Raw genomic sequence first — 14,923 nt, forward strand, 5'->3', positions numbered from 1 at the left:
CCACAGAGCGGTCACCCCTAGTGTCGACCGGGAGAGAGAAGAGGTCGGCATGGGATCTGTCATCGGGGATCTGTTACCCCTCGCGGTCGGCGTTGCGGTATCGCCGATCCCGATCATCGCGGCAATCTTGATGTTGTTGTCCAAGCGTGCCGGCAGTACCAGCGTCGGATTCGCCTTGGGCTGGATACTCGGAATCATCGTCGCCACTGTGATCTTCGTGCTCCTGTCCAGCAAGCTCGGCGACTCGGAGGGCGATCCGTCAGCGACGGTGTCGTGGATCAAGCTGGCGTTGGGTGTGCTGCTACTTGCGTTCGGAGCCAAGCAATGGCGCGGCCGCGGAGGTGAGCACGAAACCCCGAAGTGGATGCAAGCCATCGACGACATGACTGCTGCCAAGGGCCTGGGCTTGGGCTTCGCTCTGGCCGCGATCAATCCGAAGAATCTCATGATGTGTATCGCGGCCGGAATCTCGATCGGATCCGCCTCGCTTGGATCCGGAGAAGTGATTGTCGCTGTTGTGGTCTTCACGATCATCGCCGCCTCCACGGTGTGCGTACCCGTGATCGGCTATCTCGTTGCCGCGGAGCGACTGCGCAGTCCGTTGGCGAGTCTGAAGGTGTGGTTGCAGGACAACAATGCCACCGTGATGAGCGTGCTGATCCTGGTCATCGGCGTCGTTCTCATCGGCAAGGGCATCGGCGGTCTCTGACAACTGGAGGTAGTTATGGGATCGCTGCTACTGCAACAGATCCCGCTGGCACTCGGGATCATCATGAGCCCGCTGGCGGTTGTCGCCGTTGTCGCCGTACTCTTTTTCGAACGAGCGCGTGTCAACAGCATTGCGTACCTGATCGGGTGGTATCTCGGAATAGTTGTCGCGCTGGCCGGTTCGTACATCATCTTGACCGCACTCCAAGTCCACCAGCGCACACACCCGCCGCTGTGGGTCCCCATCCTCCATCTCGTTCTCGGGGCGACGCTGCTGGCCGGAGCCTGGTTCGTCTACTCACGCAGTCGCCGCGGCGTCCAGGCGATGGCGGCCGCAGTTGCGCCCGGCGACGTCGTGGCTGCGGCCCCTCAGCTGCCGAAAATGCTCCAGTCGGTGGAGCATTTCCAACCCGTGCGGTCAGGTGTGCTCGGTTTCGCTCTTTTCGTTCTCAACCCCATCGACATGTCGTGTGCCATCGCCGCCGCCATGAACTTTCGGCTCAGCACCGTGGCGCCCACGTCGCAGATCGTCTCGGCCGTGATCTTCTCGCTGGTGTCCGTGACCTCGGTTGCTGTGCCCGTCGCCCTCCTTCTGATCAAGAAGGAGGAGGCAACCGAACCGTTGCAGAAGATCCGCACCTGGATAGCCACCAACACGCACTTGCTGAACGTCGGGCTCCTCGTCCTGATCGCGGCGATGCAGATCAGTAAAGGGGTGCAAGGACTATGAGTGCTCCGCACACGCGGACCTGGTGGGTCTTCGGGTCGTTGTCCGACTACCAACGCGCTTGGCTTCGCCCCGACATCATTGCGGGCCTTACGGTGTGGGCTGTCCTTGTCCCGGAAGCGCTCGCCTACGCCACCATCGCCGGAGTTCCACCGGTGGTCGGGCTTTATGCGGCGGTGCCGTCGCTGATTCTGTATGCAGCGGCTGGCAGTTCGCGCCATCTGATCGTCGGGCCGATGTCAGCGACCGCAGCGTTGTCCGCGGCGATGATCGCGCCGCTGGCCTCGGGTGACGACGAGCGTTTCATTGCCTTGTCGGTCGGGTTGGCGATCATCACCGGGCTCGTCGGGCTGCTGGCGGGGTTCATGCGCCTCGGATTCATCGCCTCCTTCATCTCCGAACCGGTTCTGAAGGGATTCATCGTCGGTCTGGCGCTCACGATCATCATCGGTCAGGTGCCCAAACTTCTGGGCGTGGACAAGGGTGAGGGAAACTTCTTCGTCCAGGCGTGGACAGTGGTGAAGGAACTGGGCGAGGTCGACGGACCGACCGTGATCATCGGATTGCTCAGCCTGGCAATGGTCCTGGGCGTCAAGAGATGGCTTCCGCTTGTGCCGGGTTCGCTCCTCGTCGTACTGCTCGGCATTACCGCAGTCGTGTTGTTCGGCCTCGATGATCGTGGCATCGACATCGTCGGGCACATCGACTCGGGCCTGCCGTCGATGGGTCTGCCTAGTGGCGTTGGAGCCGAGGACTACCTCGATCTGGTCGGACCGGCGGTGGGTGTTCTGCTCATCGGATTTGCGGAAGGTCTGGGCGCTGCAAAGACGTACGCGGCCAAGGCCGGTTACACAATCGACGCCAATCGTGAACTGGCTGGACTGGGCGCGGCAAACCTGGGATCGGGCCTCTGCTCGGGAATGGTGGTCAACGGCAGCCTTTCGAAGACTGCTGTCAACGGGGGAGCGGGCGCGAAATCTCAGGTCAGTGGATTGGTGGTCGCTGCACTGACTCTGGTGACGCTGTTGTTCCTGACTGGGTTGTTCGAGAAGTTGCCAGAAGCGACGCTCTCGGCCGTGGTCATCGCGGCAGTGATCGAACTGGTCGATTTCTCCTCTCTCGCAGCGCTGTACCGGGTGTGGACGAAGCGGTTGGGCAGCATCTACGGGCACGCCGCGCGGGCCGATTTCGCCGCAGCGATCGCGGCGATGTTCGGAGTCCTGCTGTTCGACACCTTGCCCGGACTGATCATCGGAATCGCCGTCTCGATGTTGCTGCTCCTGTATCGAGTCTCAAAACCGCATGTGGCAGCGCTGGCCAAGGACGGCACGCGCTGGGTGGACACCAGCAGTCATCCTGATCTGAAGACACTCGACGGCGTCGTAGTGGTCAGGGTTGAAGCGGGGATGTTCTTCGCCAATGCCGACCACGTGCGTGATCAGATCACCGGCTTGGTGACTGCCGGCACCACCATGGTCGTCCTCGACGCCGAGACGTCACCGTTCATCGATGTCAGCGCGGCCCAGATGCTGGCGCAGCTTCGAGATTCGTTGGCTCGCAAGAAGGTGAGTTTCCGTGTGGCACGCGACATCGGACAATTCCGGGACGTTCTGTCCGGCGCTGACCAGGGCGCGCTGAAGGTCGACGTCTATCCGACAGTCTCGCAGGCGCTTGCAGGTCGGGACAACACCTCAGCGTGAGGTTCGCAGCCAGATTCCCAGCGGACCGGAATCTTTGGCCACTGATCCGACGATCGACGACGCGACAACCACGATGGCCGAGAAGATGAACAACCAACCGATGACGGTGAACATCACGCCCAGGAGCCCGAACTCGTCCTGAGATGTCTTGGTCATCCGCGGCAGAAAAAGAGTGCCGGCCACGTGCAGTCCGGTCAGACCGGTCGCGGTGAGCAGTCCGGACCCGACGCACATGCGAGTGGTCATGCGATTGGCCGTCAGCAGCATGGGCACGGCAGTCCACACGAGTGCCCACACCACATAGACCGCAACAAATTCCAGGAGATTGCCTACTCCCGGAACGCTGTTCAGTTCGCGGCACAGGGCCGCACCGACCACCGACCCGGCCACGACGAAGACGACAGCGATCCACCGCCACGCCTGACGAAGCGTCGCGGTCGGCACGCTCCAGATACGCCCGTACATGCGGCCGAGAGCGCGCGCGTAGGACGTGGAACTGATCAGCAGCATGAGCAAGCCGACGATCCCGAAGGCGGCCGCAGTAGAGGTACTCGTGATTTCGGCGTCGGGGAGTTGGACGCCGAGGTCGTCCTTGGCCGCATCAGCCAACGGCTTCAACTTCTCCAGGGTGGACGCCGCGATCATGACCGGGAGCAAGGACGTAAAGGCCTGGGCTGCCAACGTCATGGCGCTGTCCACGAGTCCGACTTCGAAGACCCCGATGGTTGCATCGGTCGCCAACCGTCGACTCGGTGTACGTCTCGCCCACACGGTCAATCGATCGCGCGTATCGGAATACAGCTTCGGGGGCATGGAAGCAGTCTTGCTCAGATGAGTCCGCCGCGTCGCGCAGCCTTGAGTGCGTCGCGTCGGTTGCTCACTTCCAACTTGCGATAGATCCCACGAAGATGCGTCTTGATGGTGTTGACGGACAGGAACAGCGTGTCGGCAATCGACTCGGTGGTGTCTCCCGAAGCGAGTTCACGCAGCACGGTGTATTCGCCCGGGGTGAGGATCGGTGCACTCACCAATTCTTGTGGACGAATGCGGTTGCGTACCTGCCCGGCGAATGCTTCCTGATCGCCGAAATGCCCACTGAACTCGTCGAACACCGGCCGCAGGGATGGGCCGTAGTCGAGGAAGGGGCGCAGCAAGTTACCGGCTTCCGCGGCGCGTAGCGCTTTGTGAAGGGAACGAAACGACTTGCGCTCGTGACCTGTTGCAGCGTGGATCCCGGCTTCGAGTGTCCAGGCGTAGACGTGATGTGCGAGCAGCGGGATTTCGGAGGACCCGAGAGCTTCGGAAACTTCGGCGAGTGCTTCCGCGAACTTGTTGGACGAGAAGGCGACGGCACCCCGCGCGAGATGTATCTCCGCGGTCTCGCCGAACCGGTCGGCCGCATCCCGTACGAGTCTGGCTGCCCATTCCACTTCGCCGACGGAAAGGCACGCGTTGACGACGGGCGGTAGAAGAGCCAAGGTTGCGAACGCGAAAGTACGTAATTCGATCGCGCTGAGCATCGCGTCGCGGACATCGGCGGCGGTCGAGCGTCGGTCGGTCGAGCCGTCGAGACTGTGAAGGCCGAAGGTTACGACGGAGTGCCACCCAAATGCCGGCGCGCTGGCGCCGAGAACGTCTGTGCTCCGGTAGTTTCCGATCGTCGGGATGCGGTACGGAAGCTCACTCGAAGCGCAGAGATATGCAGCAAAGGCGGCCACCGACGCGGACAAATCGTACTCCGCAGTCGTCGTGATGCGATGTTCGACCGCGTAGTCCAGAGCGTAGATGGAGTGAGCCCTCATGGCCCCGATGTCTCCGCTGAGGGAAGCGACGTAGCCCAGTCCGGTCAGCGACTTCAAGACGAATCGCGCCCTGCCCCGCAGCGTCCCGAGAGCGACGGCTTGAGTGTATTCGACAGTCGCCCTGTCGAACTCACGTCGCAGTAAGTGCGCAGTCGCCAACTCCATGTGTGCGTAGGCTTCGACGTCGGAGTGGGTGCTGTTCTGACGCCGCTCCAGACGTGACGCCAGCGGCGCGCTGTCGGAAGTTGCCGTAACGCAGGAGATTTCCAGGCTCATCGCCTGAAACAGTGGGTCGTCTGCAATCGGTGGATGAGTGGCTTCGAGAAGATCGAGGCACGTCGTCGCCGAGGTCACGTCACCGGAATGGAGGGCGGCCGCCGCCAGCACCAGCCGGGTGATCGGGGATTCCGAGACCTGCGTCGACACGGATTCGAGGATTCGCACGACGTCTCCACAGTGTCCGTCGAGTACCAGGCCCAGACCACAGCGTTCGAGAAACGCGATAATGCGGCGTGGATCGCCGATCGACACCTCGAGTTCGAGCGCTTCGAGTTCGAGGTGATTGCTTTCGAACCAGGACGCGGCTCGCAGGTGTGCGCGATTTCTCTCGTCGTGATCGACGCGACGGAACTCTGCCCGAAGATGTTCGCGCAACAGCGGGTGATAACTGAACCACGTTGTGTGATCGGCGGAGTCGGTACGGGTGACAGGGAAGTTGAACTGAATCAGCGAGTCGATCTCGGACCGTGCGTTCGAGTCGGTCAGAGTTTCCGCCAGTTGGGCTGAGAAGGAATCGACCACCGATGTCCGCAGCATGAACGAGGTGACATGTTCGGGCAAGGACGTCAGTACCTCGTCGACGAGAAAGTCTGCGATCGGGCGGGGCGTGTGCGTGAACTCGTCGAGCGCATCGCCGATGTCGCTGCGGCCCGCCAGAAACGCTGCGGTGAGGCGAACGACGGCGCCCCACCCCTTGGTGAAGTTCTCGACGATTGCAAGCTCGTCGTCGCCCAGCGTGATGTTGTACTCACCGAATATCGCGGTGATCTCGGAGCGGTCGAAAGCAAGATCGGTGGATGCGAAGCGGGTGAGTCGGCCGTCGAGAGCCAGGCGATGCCACGTGAGCGGTGGTTCGTAGCGGGCGGCGACGATGATCGACAGGTTGCCCGGCGTCTGGGTGAGTATTCGATCGAGCAGACTGATCGACATCGGATCGTGGAGGGTGTGAACGTCGTCGAGGATCAACGTTGTTCGGCGCTCATGCGTTTCGAGGGTTTCCGCGAAATGCGCGAGCCATTGATCGACAGGTTGCCTGGATCCCGTCTGCGCGGGAAGCCTCTGGCCTGACGTGTCGACGGATGTCGCGATCGCCTCGGCGAGGGATTCACACAGTATCGACACGTTGTTGTCGCGCTCGGCCAGTGTCAGCCAGGCCAGCGCAACATCAGGGGAGGCTCGCGAATATTCGCGAGCCCAATCGGCCAGCAGCAAGGTCTTCCCCGCCCCGGCCGGAGCCGAGAGCAGTCCGACGGGCCCGGGTCCTGAGCCTTTGGTGGCAGTGGAGGCGGTGAGTTTGCGATGCAGGCGCGGACGCGGGACCAGTCCTTTGACGGCAGATGGCGGGTGAAAACGACCGTTGAGTACGGCACCTGGCACGTGAGCTTGCCCGACGCGGTGGGACGCGTCGAGCGTTACTGCAGCGGCATCACGAAATGGGCTGCTCATCCGACTCCTGTTCGACTGGCTGCACTGGACGTGACCGCTGGATCGAAATTTTGAACGAGTTAGATGATGTGAAACTACCCAATTCGGACACCTGTTAAGCGTCCAAATCAAAAATTCGGACCAAAGTCCCTGATTTAGCGAGTCCCGATTTCGAACTCCACGAATCGTCCGTTCGGCTCTACCGCGCTCAGGTGATGTCCGGGTCCTTCGGCGTGACGCCATGGAGCAATATGTCCGGCATTCGTTCGACCAGGGGCGCGGATTCGTCCTCGGGCATCAGCATTCTCAGGACCATCGTGCCGCCGACGATGAACAGCATCGTTGCCTGAGCGTCCCGCATCGCGTCGGCATCACCGTCGCCGCGGTTCAGCATCTGCGCGAGCATGGCGATGCCGGGGCCGCCGAACTCCGACCACAATGTCGACGGCAGGTCGCCGCGCTCGGCGAATGCCGAAAGTAGGCCCGGCAATGCGGCCTTCACCTCCGGCTTTGCAAAGAGTTCCAGGGTGTAGTTGCACGAAGCCCGTACCCATTCTTCGGGGTCGGTGGCGTCGGCGACGGGCGGAGGCTCGTCGACCCAACCGAAGACTGCTTCGAAAACCAGGTGGGTCTTGGACGGCCACCGACGGTACAGGGCGGGCTTGCCGACGCCGGCGCGCTCGGAGATCGCCACCATCGTCGTCTTGTCCCAGCCGACCTCGGCCAGCAACTCGCGTGCTGCGGCCAGGGCTGAATCACCGATGGCGGGATCGCGGGGCCTCCCGCGTAGCCGTTCGGTGTCTTCGTCTGGGGTGACTTCTTCGAAATCCATTGTGAATAGCGTAACGCAGTGTTACGTTTCTCCATATTCGTAACACGGCGTTACGTTATCCCTCGGGTGCCCTGTGGAGGTGCGCGTCATGACTCAATTGCTCGAAGACTCGACCGTGGTTGTTTCCGGTGTCGGAACCGGTTTGGGGCGTGAAATCGCTTTGGCTGCAGTCCGTGACGGGGCCAATGTGGTGCTCGGCGCAAGAACCGAAGAGAATTTGAAGTCCGTCTGCGAGGAGATCGACCCGACCGGCGCTCACGTCGCCTATTCGGTGACGGACATCGCCGATCCGGAGTCGTGCTCGCGCTTGATCGATACTGCCACCGAACGTTTCGGCCGGGTGGATGCGCTGGTCAACGTCGCGGCCAAAGAAGACGTGTTCGGCGGACTCGAAGGCGCTGATCTGAGTGCCTGGAAGGCGATGCTGGACGTCAACGTCATCGGAACTCTCACTTTGACGCAGGCGGCGTTGCCCGAATTGAAGAAGCGCGGCGGCTCTGTCGTCATGATCGGCTCGCAGGCCATGTTTCATCCGCAGTTGCCCCAATCGGCGTACGCGACGTCCAAGGGTGCGCTGTACGCAGCGATGTGGTCGCTGGCAAAAGAACTGGGACAGTATCGAATCCGTGTCAACACCGTAGTTCCCACGTGGATGTGGGGACCACCGGTACAGCTTTACGTCGGCCTCGCGGCGGCCGACCGTCGGGTCCCCGAAGAAGACATCATCGCCGAGATCAGCAAGAACATGCCGCTCGGTGAAATCCCGGCAGACGACGACGTAGCGGACGCCGTGGTCTTCTTCGCGTCCAATCGTGCTCGGATGTTGACCGGGCAGACGCTGTTCGTCAACGGCGGCGAGTTCTTCCGCTGATCGTCGATACACCATCTGCTGACTCTGCTCTGGAAAGGACTGTACTGCAATGAAACACAAGGTCATCGTCTGGGGAACGGGCGTCGTGGGGAAGTTGGTCATCCGCGAACTGCTCGATCATCCCGAATTCGAACTGGTCGGCGTGATCGTGCACAACCCGGAGAAGGACGGCGTCGACGTCGGCACACTCATCGGAGTCGAGCCGGTGGGGCTGGCAGCCACGATCGACAGCGAGGCAGCACTCGCCGTCGATGCCGACGCGGTTGCATACTTCGGTCCGACTGCTGAATTCGCCGTCGAGAACATCGCGAACATGTCTCGCTCTTTGCTGTCGGGTAAGCATGTGGTGTCGACGTCGATGACGCCGTTGGTCTACCCGCAGGTGTGCCCGAAAGAAATGCTGGAGGACCTCGAAAATGCTTGTCGTGAAAGCGGAAAGTCGTGCTTCACCACGGGAATCGATCCGGGATTTGCCAACGATCTCTTCCCGATGACGCTCATGGGTGTCTGTGGTCGGGTGGACAGCGTCCGCGTGCAGGAACTGTTGGACTACGCGAATTATGCAGGCGACTACAGCTCCACGATGGGAATCGGCGTGTCGGTCGACACTCCGGCGGTACTCGAGATTCCCGAGGTGCTGATCTTCGCCTGGGGTCACACCATTCCGATGATCGCCGACGCCGTCGGAGTCAAGTTGGACCGTATCGACACCGTGTACGAGAAGTGGGCCGCCACCGAGCCGATCACGTATCCGTTCGGTGTCATCGAACCCGGTCAATGTGCCGCAGTGCGATTCGAGATCCGCGGTTGGGTGGGTGACGAGGCGAAGATCGTGATCGAGCACGTCAACCGCATCACCAACGATGCCGCAACACACTGGCCCAGAGCAACTTCCGTGGAGAACGACGTCTACCGCGTGATCATCAAAGGCAGTCCGGACATCACGCAGGAGACCGCGTTCCGTGGGGCGCTCGACGGAGATCCGATCACCGGAGGTTGCCTGGCGACGGGGATGCGAGCGATCAACGCCATTCCGATGCTCGACGACATCGAAGCCGGGCTCGTTTCAGCGCTGGATCTTCCCCTCATCGCCGGGCGAGGCACCATCCGATCATGAAGGTGCTCTTGACGGGAGCCTTCGGGAACATCGGTTCGCACGTTCTGACGGAACTCGTGCACAGAGGTCACGACGTTCGTTGTCTTGCGCTGGCAACTCCCGAGGATCGCAAGCGGGCGACCGCCTTTCACGGGATCGAGACGATCTGGGGCGACATTCGTGACTACCAGACCGTCGAGGCCGCGGTGGCAGGGGTAGATGTCGTAGTTCACCTGGCCGCAGTCATTCCGCCTGCCAGTGAACTCGACGTTGCTGGTGCGGCGAAGGTCAATGTCGAGGGAACTCGTAACGTCGTCACGGCAGCGCTGGCGCAGAGCGGTCCACCGAAGGTTCTCTTTGCGTCGACATTCGATGTTCACGGCCGAACGATGCATCGGAAACCGCCTCGTAGAGTGGATGATCCACTCGAGGCGACGGATGGTTACACCGCCCAGAAGATCGAAGCCGAACGCATAGTGCGAGAGTCCGGTCTGACGTGGTTCATCCCGCGGTTCGCCGACGTTCCGATCATCGCCGCACGTGGGGCCGATCCCATCATGTTCGAGATCGGCTTGGACAACAGGATCGAGGTGCTGCACCCAGACGATGCGGCCGTCGCTCTCGCCAACGCACTGGAGACGCCGCAGGTGTGGGGCCGGGTGCTGTTTGTCGGTGGTGGTGAGTCCTGTCAGGTGACCTACCGTGACTATCTGGCGAGGATGCTTCGCGCCATGGGGTTGGAACCGTTGCCCGAGAGAGCTTTCAGCGGCAAGGAATATGTGACGGACTGGGTGGATACCGAGGAGAGTCAGCGGCTGTTGCGGTATCAGAGCCGTAGCTTCGGCGACATCACCGCCGACATCGCAGCCACGCTCGGCTGGAAACGGTGGATCATTCCGGCGATCAAACCGGTGGTGAGACGATCGATGTTGAAGATGTCGCCCTATCTGTGATTCTCGGGCCATTCGGCCGGCTGTGGAAGACTGGTTCCATGAAGCGGATGTCGAGAGCTGTCCTCACAGGCGGAATAATCGCAGCGTCGGTAACCGGAGCCTTGGTGGGTTGCAGTTCTTCCGACACCTCGGTTGCGCCGACCACCGCGTCGTCGTCAGCGATGGCACCGCCTGCAGATGCCAAGCCGCCGTCGACGCCGGAATCCGAACGGGCACTCTTCGATGCGGTGGACCGCAATGATCCGGCAGCGATCACCGCTGCCCTGGCTTCCGGTGCGAACATCGAAGCCCGCGATCAGGACGATCGGACTCCGCTCGTCGAGGCCACCAAGAACAACGCCGTCGCTGCGGCGTCCACGTTGATTCTTGCCGGTGCAGACGTGAACGCGAAGGATTCCATGCAGGATTCGGCCTTCCTGTATTCCGGAGCTGAGGGATTGAACGAGATTCTGGCGCTCACGCTCGCCCACGGCGCGGACGTCGACAGCGTGAACCGTTACGGCGGTACGGCTCTGATTCCCGCGAGTGAACACGCTCATGTCGAGACCGTTCGGATGCTGATCGCTGCCGGGGTCCCGGTCAATCACGTCAATGATCCGGGGTGGACGGCGCTACTCGAAGCCGTTGTGTACGGCGACGGTTCCGCGCGCTATATCGATGTGATCACTCAGCTCCTCGACGCTGGGGCAGATCCCTCGATCCGGGATGCGTCAGGAAAGACCGCGTTGGACAATGCCGAAAGTCGTGGTCAGTCAGACGTTGTGGCGCTGCTTCAATCGCGGAGCTGACGCCAACGAGTCGGGCTGATTCCGTAGGCCAGCCGAAAGCGTCGGCTGAAGTGGCCGGCGTCGACAAAGCCCGCCCGGTGCGCGATGGTCGCGATCGGCAGGTCGGCGGTGGCCGGTCCACGAAGTTCTTCGCGAGCTTTTTGCAGACGCTGGGTGATGATCCACTGCTCGATCCGAAATCCGTTGTCCGAGCAGATCTTGTACAGCTGTCTCAGTGAGATGTTGTGGGCGTGAGCAATTCGTGCGGGATGCAGCGCCGGATCGTGAAGGTGTTCGCGGATGTATCGACGGATCGAAGCCGCGGCGAGTGTCGATCTCGGGGCCGAAGCGTCGGGATTGGAATGCGCGATGGAGGTGACCAACGCGCGCGCGAGTTCGATCGAAGCTTCACCCAGTTGTTCGGCCGCGGGATCGGTGTCCAACAGGTCGGCGCAGCGGAACAATTCGCGAACGTGCGCGATCATCAAGGGGTACAGATTGCTGTGATGAGGCCGGGTCGCTGCGTCGCGGACGGTGTCGATCGGCAATCCCAGCCGATCCATCGGAACGTAGAGGCACTGGGAAGCGCCCGTTCCTGACCAGGAGAAATCGTAGGTCGACGTCAGGTCCGTCATCAGCAGTTCACCGGCGGGCACTCTGCGTTGTTCGTCGTGTTGGTCTAGATGGCCGATCCCGCTCTCCTGCAGGGCAATCGCAAGGACGGGCATCGAGGCGGACCGGACGTGGCGTGGTGTTCGGGTCAACCGCATACCAGTCGACTCGGAGCGGAACAGTGATGCTGCACCGAGGTTCCACAGGTTCATTCTTGCGCTCACCCGTTCCGGAGCCTCCAAGTGGATTTCGCACGGAACCGAGGCACGACCCATCGCGTCGACAAAGGCGTCCGTGCGTTCGTCAGGCTCCAACACGGATGTATCCAGGAGCAAAGCCATGCAGCCCTGATACCCCGCGATGCGGACGCTCAACCAGAAGTTGTGCAGTGTGAGCCCAGAAGTCTGCACGGACAGTCACGTCCGTCGCGCCAGTGATTTCTACGATCGAAACGGGCATGTCCCGGCTTACCGCAGTTTCTCGCTTTTTCGACGAGAGTGAAGGAAACGCATGAAGATTTCACGTGCATTCACAGCAGTTCTGGCATTGCTCATGACAGTTGCGACCGGACTGATCTTCGGCTCTGGTGCCGCGGTGGCAAGCCCCAAGCCCACTGTCGTTCTCGTTCACGGCGCCTTTGCCGACGCGACCAGTTGGGACGGGGTCGCCGCCGACCTGCGCTCGCGTGGCTATCGCGTCGTGGTGCCGGAGAATCCTCTACGCGGGCCCGCTTACGACGCATCCGTGATCGAGAAGACGGTTGCGGACATCGACGGACCAGTCGTGCTCGTAGGCCACTCGTACGGCGGCGCGGTAATCACCAACGTCCATGACCCGAAGGTGCAGTCGTTGGTGTACATCGCGGCGTTCGCTCCGGTGCAAGGTGAGCCGGTGCAGATCACGATCGATCCCATCAGGTTCCCGGGCAGTCAATTGCTGCCTCCGGCTCTGGGGGTGAAGATCGTTGACGACGCACATGCCATCGGCGGCAAGAACGTCGACGGCTACGTCACCGACGAGTATTTCCATTCGGTCTTCGCTCAAGATGTTTCGGACGGAACAGCGGCAACGATGTTGGCGCATCAGAAGTCGATCGCGCTGTGGGCAAATCTGGAACCGGGTGGTGCGCCATCGTGGGCGAACACACCGAGTTGGTATTTGGTCGCCGGTGACGATCGCGTGATTCCGCCGACAGCGCAGCGGTTCATGGCAAATCGCATGGGCGCGAGCACCAGCGAACTCCCGACCTCGCACGCATCGCTGGTTTCACAGCCAGGGGCAGTGGCAGACGTGATCGTGGCGGCCGCTCACGGTTGAGTGAGCGACCGCCACGAAAGCAGAACAGGGTCAGGCGGAAACGATTACCGAGGAGCCGTGGCCGAACAGGCCCTGGTTGGCGGTGATGCCGATGCGAGCACCGTCGACCTGGCGGCCTTCGGCCTGCCCACGAAGCTGCCAAGTGAGCTCGCAGACCTGCGCAAGTGCCTGTGCGGGAACGGCTTCGCCGAAGCAGGCGAGACCGCCGGACGGATTGACCGGGATGCGGCCCCCGATGCTGGTGTCACCCGCACGCAGTAGGTGCTCGGCCTCGCCGCGCTTGCAGAGGGCGAGGTCTTCGATCCAGTCCAGTTCCACCGAGGTGGCGAGGTCGTAGACCTCGGCGACGTCGACGTCCTCGGGAGAGATCCCGGCTTCCTCGTACGCGGCGTAGCCGATGGATTCCTTGAACGTGCGTTCCGGAGCGGGGACGGCGGAGCTGGAATCGGTGGAGAAGTTCGGCATGTCCATGATCGTCTGCGGGAACGTCGGCGTGACTGTCGAAATAGCCTTGATCCGAACAGGTTCCGCGATACCCATCTTGTGGGCGTATTCCATCGACGTCAGCAAGATTGCGGCGCCGCCGTCCGAAGTCGCGCAGATGTCGAGCAGGTGCAGGGGATTGGACACGACGGGGGAGGCCAACACGTTTTCGACGGTGACTTCCTTGCGGTAGCGCGCATTCGGATTGGCCAGCCCGTGCTTGGCGTTCTTGACCTTCACGTTGGCGAAGTCCTCAGCGGTTGCGCCGTAGAGGTCGATGCGACGACGCGCGTTGAGCGCGAAGTACGCCGGGTTGGTCATGCCCATGAGTCGGAAGCGCAGCCAGTCCGGGTCGTCCCAACGCTCACCGGCGACGGGTGCGAGGAAGCCCTTGGGCGTGGTGTCGGCGCCGACGACCAGCGCAACCTCACTGAGGCCGGCCAGGATTCGAGCGCGGGCGGTGTCGAGTGCCTGGGCACCCGTCGCACACGCGGCGTACGACGTGGCGACGCGAGCGCCGTTCCAGCCGAGTGCCTGGGCGAAGGTGGCTCCGGCGACGTATCCGCCGTACCCGTTGCGGACGGTCTCGCCGCCGACGATGAAGTCGACGTCCTGCCAGTCGACACCCGAATCGGCGAGCGCGGCGCGAGCGGCGGCAACGCCGTACTTCACGAACGACTGGCCCCACTTGCCCCAGGGGTGCATGCCCACACCGAGTACTGCGACGTCCTTGCTCATGACTGCGACTCCTGATCGGCGGCGACAGGCTTCCAGCGCCACGTCGTACGAACTCCGGTTTCGTCCGTGTACAGCGGCTCGACAACCAATTCGACGGTATTGCCGACCTTGAGATCGTCGACGCCGAATCCGTCGGCCACCTGGCCGAGGATGACGATGCCCTCAGGCAGCTCGACTGCGGCCAGAGCGAAGGGCTCGTACGGATCCGAGCGCGGGATGTACGGCGGTGGCGGCTGGTACTGCGCGTCGGTGTACGACCAGACGGTGCCGCGGCGGGAAAGTTCCACGTCGTCGAACTCCTCGCTGAAGCAGCTCGGGTTCTTGCAGAACGTCGCCTCACGAGGGAAGGAAATGGTGCCGCAGGATTGGCACTTCGTGCCGATCAGAGCAGGTTCGTCGCCGGTGGTGAACCAACCCTCTACTGCAGGTGTCACACTCCCGTTCGGCGCCGGCGTTGCAGTCTCGCTCATGCAATCCTCATCTGGTTGGCGCGCCTGATCCTGAGATCGTGGCCCGCTGTGCCGCTTACTGGAACAGGTTGCAGTATTACACGATTTCCGCCGCTGACGGGCAAAAATTTTCGCTGAGTGGGACGCCCGGCTCAACGCAGACA

Annotated in this window: 14 protein-coding genes; 8 read left to right on the plus strand and 6 right to left on the minus strand. The window is 62.1% G+C overall.

Going from position 1 to position 14,923, the window contains the following annotated elements; all coding sequences use genetic code 11:
* Window positions 1–49: 49 nt before the first annotated feature.
* The 3 genes from ACWF6P_RS04605 to ACWF6P_RS04615 are packed head-to-tail and all read left to right on the plus strand — an operon-like array spanning window position 50 to window position 3,135.
* Window positions 50–709, plus strand: a complete 660-nt coding sequence (locus ACWF6P_RS04605; RefSeq protein ID WP_452620156.1) for a GAP family protein — start codon at window positions 50–52, stop codon at window positions 707–709.
* A gap of 15 nt (window positions 710–724) precedes the next feature.
* Window positions 725–1,438, plus strand: coding sequence for a GAP family protein (locus ACWF6P_RS04610; protein WP_452620157.1), 714 nt, complete (start codon window positions 725–727; stop codon window positions 1,436–1,438).
* Window positions 1,435–3,135 (plus strand): SulP family inorganic anion transporter, encoded by a 1,701-nt coding sequence (locus ACWF6P_RS04615; protein WP_452620158.1) that lies wholly within the window; start codon window positions 1,435–1,437, stop codon window positions 3,133–3,135. Before ACWF6P_RS04610 ends, ACWF6P_RS04615 begins: the two co-directional genes overlap by 4 nt.
* On the opposite strand, the gene ACWF6P_RS04620 is transcribed toward ACWF6P_RS04615, so the two are convergent.
* The 3 genes from ACWF6P_RS04620 to ACWF6P_RS04630 all read right to left on the minus strand — a co-directional run bounded on the left by ACWF6P_RS04620 (window position 3,127) and on the right by ACWF6P_RS04630 (window position 7,473).
* Complete coding sequence (locus ACWF6P_RS04620) at window positions 3,127–3,948, minus strand: hypothetical protein (protein WP_452620159.1); 822 nt, start codon at window positions 3,946–3,948, stop codon at window positions 3,127–3,129. The genes ACWF6P_RS04615 and ACWF6P_RS04620 overlap by 9 nt on opposite strands.
* 14 nt (window positions 3,949–3,962) lie before the next feature.
* A complete protein-coding gene (locus ACWF6P_RS04625; protein ID WP_452620160.1) occupies window positions 3,963–6,662 on the minus strand; it encodes a LuxR C-terminal-related transcriptional regulator in 2,700 nt (899 codons plus the stop codon).
* Window positions 6,663–6,849: 187 nt separating this feature from the next.
* On the minus strand, window positions 6,850–7,473 hold the full coding sequence (locus tag ACWF6P_RS04630; RefSeq protein WP_452620161.1) for a TetR/AcrR family transcriptional regulator: 624 nt from the start codon (window positions 7,471–7,473) through the stop codon (window positions 6,850–6,852).
* An 88-nt stretch (window positions 7,474–7,561) separates the two neighbouring features.
* Here ACWF6P_RS04630 and ACWF6P_RS04635 point away from each other — a divergent pair, with 88 nt between their 5' ends.
* From ACWF6P_RS04635 to ACWF6P_RS04650, 4 genes are read left to right on the plus strand one after another with little or no spacing between them, the layout of a single operon-like run.
* Complete coding sequence (locus ACWF6P_RS04635; protein WP_378643776.1) at window positions 7,562–8,344, plus strand: SDR family oxidoreductase; 783 nt, start codon at window positions 7,562–7,564, stop codon at window positions 8,342–8,344.
* Window positions 8,345–8,393: 49 nt separating this feature from the next.
* Window positions 8,394–9,461 (plus strand): NAD(P)H-dependent amine dehydrogenase family protein, encoded by a 1,068-nt coding sequence (locus ACWF6P_RS04640; RefSeq protein ID WP_452620162.1) that lies wholly within the window; start codon window positions 8,394–8,396, stop codon window positions 9,459–9,461.
* The gene (locus ACWF6P_RS04645; protein WP_452620163.1) at window positions 9,458–10,393 is read left to right on the plus strand and encodes an NAD-dependent epimerase/dehydratase family protein; all 936 of its coding nucleotides are present in this window, start codon (window positions 9,458–9,460) and stop codon (window positions 10,391–10,393) included. Before ACWF6P_RS04640 ends, ACWF6P_RS04645 begins: the two co-directional genes overlap by 4 nt.
* Window positions 10,394–10,431: 38 nt before the next feature.
* On the plus strand, window positions 10,432–11,181 hold the full coding sequence (locus tag ACWF6P_RS04650) for an ankyrin repeat domain-containing protein (protein ID WP_452620164.1): 750 nt from the start codon (window positions 10,432–10,434) through the stop codon (window positions 11,179–11,181).
* Here ACWF6P_RS04650 and ACWF6P_RS04655 read toward each other — a convergent pair.
* Window positions 11,166–12,182: a helix-turn-helix domain-containing protein gene (locus ACWF6P_RS04655; RefSeq protein WP_452620165.1), complete on the minus strand. Its 1,017-nt coding sequence runs from the start codon at window positions 12,180–12,182 to the stop codon at window positions 11,166–11,168. The genes ACWF6P_RS04650 and ACWF6P_RS04655 overlap by 16 nt on opposite strands.
* 100 nt (window positions 12,183–12,282) lie before the next feature.
* Between ACWF6P_RS04655 and ACWF6P_RS04660 the strand changes: the two genes are divergently transcribed.
* Window positions 12,283–13,089, plus strand: coding sequence for an alpha/beta fold hydrolase (locus tag ACWF6P_RS04660; protein WP_452620166.1), 807 nt, complete (start codon window positions 12,283–12,285; stop codon window positions 13,087–13,089).
* A 30-nt stretch (window positions 13,090–13,119) separates the two neighbouring features.
* Here the strand turns inward: ACWF6P_RS04660 and ACWF6P_RS04665 are convergent, their stop codons facing one another.
* Both ACWF6P_RS04665 and ACWF6P_RS04670 read right to left on the minus strand, forming a co-directional pair.
* Complete coding sequence (locus ACWF6P_RS04665; protein ID WP_452620167.1) at window positions 13,120–14,310, minus strand: lipid-transfer protein; 1,191 nt, start codon at window positions 14,308–14,310, stop codon at window positions 13,120–13,122.
* Window positions 14,307–14,780: a Zn-ribbon domain-containing OB-fold protein gene (locus tag ACWF6P_RS04670; RefSeq protein WP_161120541.1), complete on the minus strand. Its 474-nt coding sequence runs from the start codon at window positions 14,778–14,780 to the stop codon at window positions 14,307–14,309. The genes ACWF6P_RS04665 and ACWF6P_RS04670 overlap by 4 nt, the downstream gene beginning before the upstream one ends.
* Between the last annotated feature and the right edge of the window lie 143 nt (window positions 14,781–14,923).

The sequence above is a fragment of the Rhodococcus sp. NPDC055024 genome (assembly GCF_053608585.1).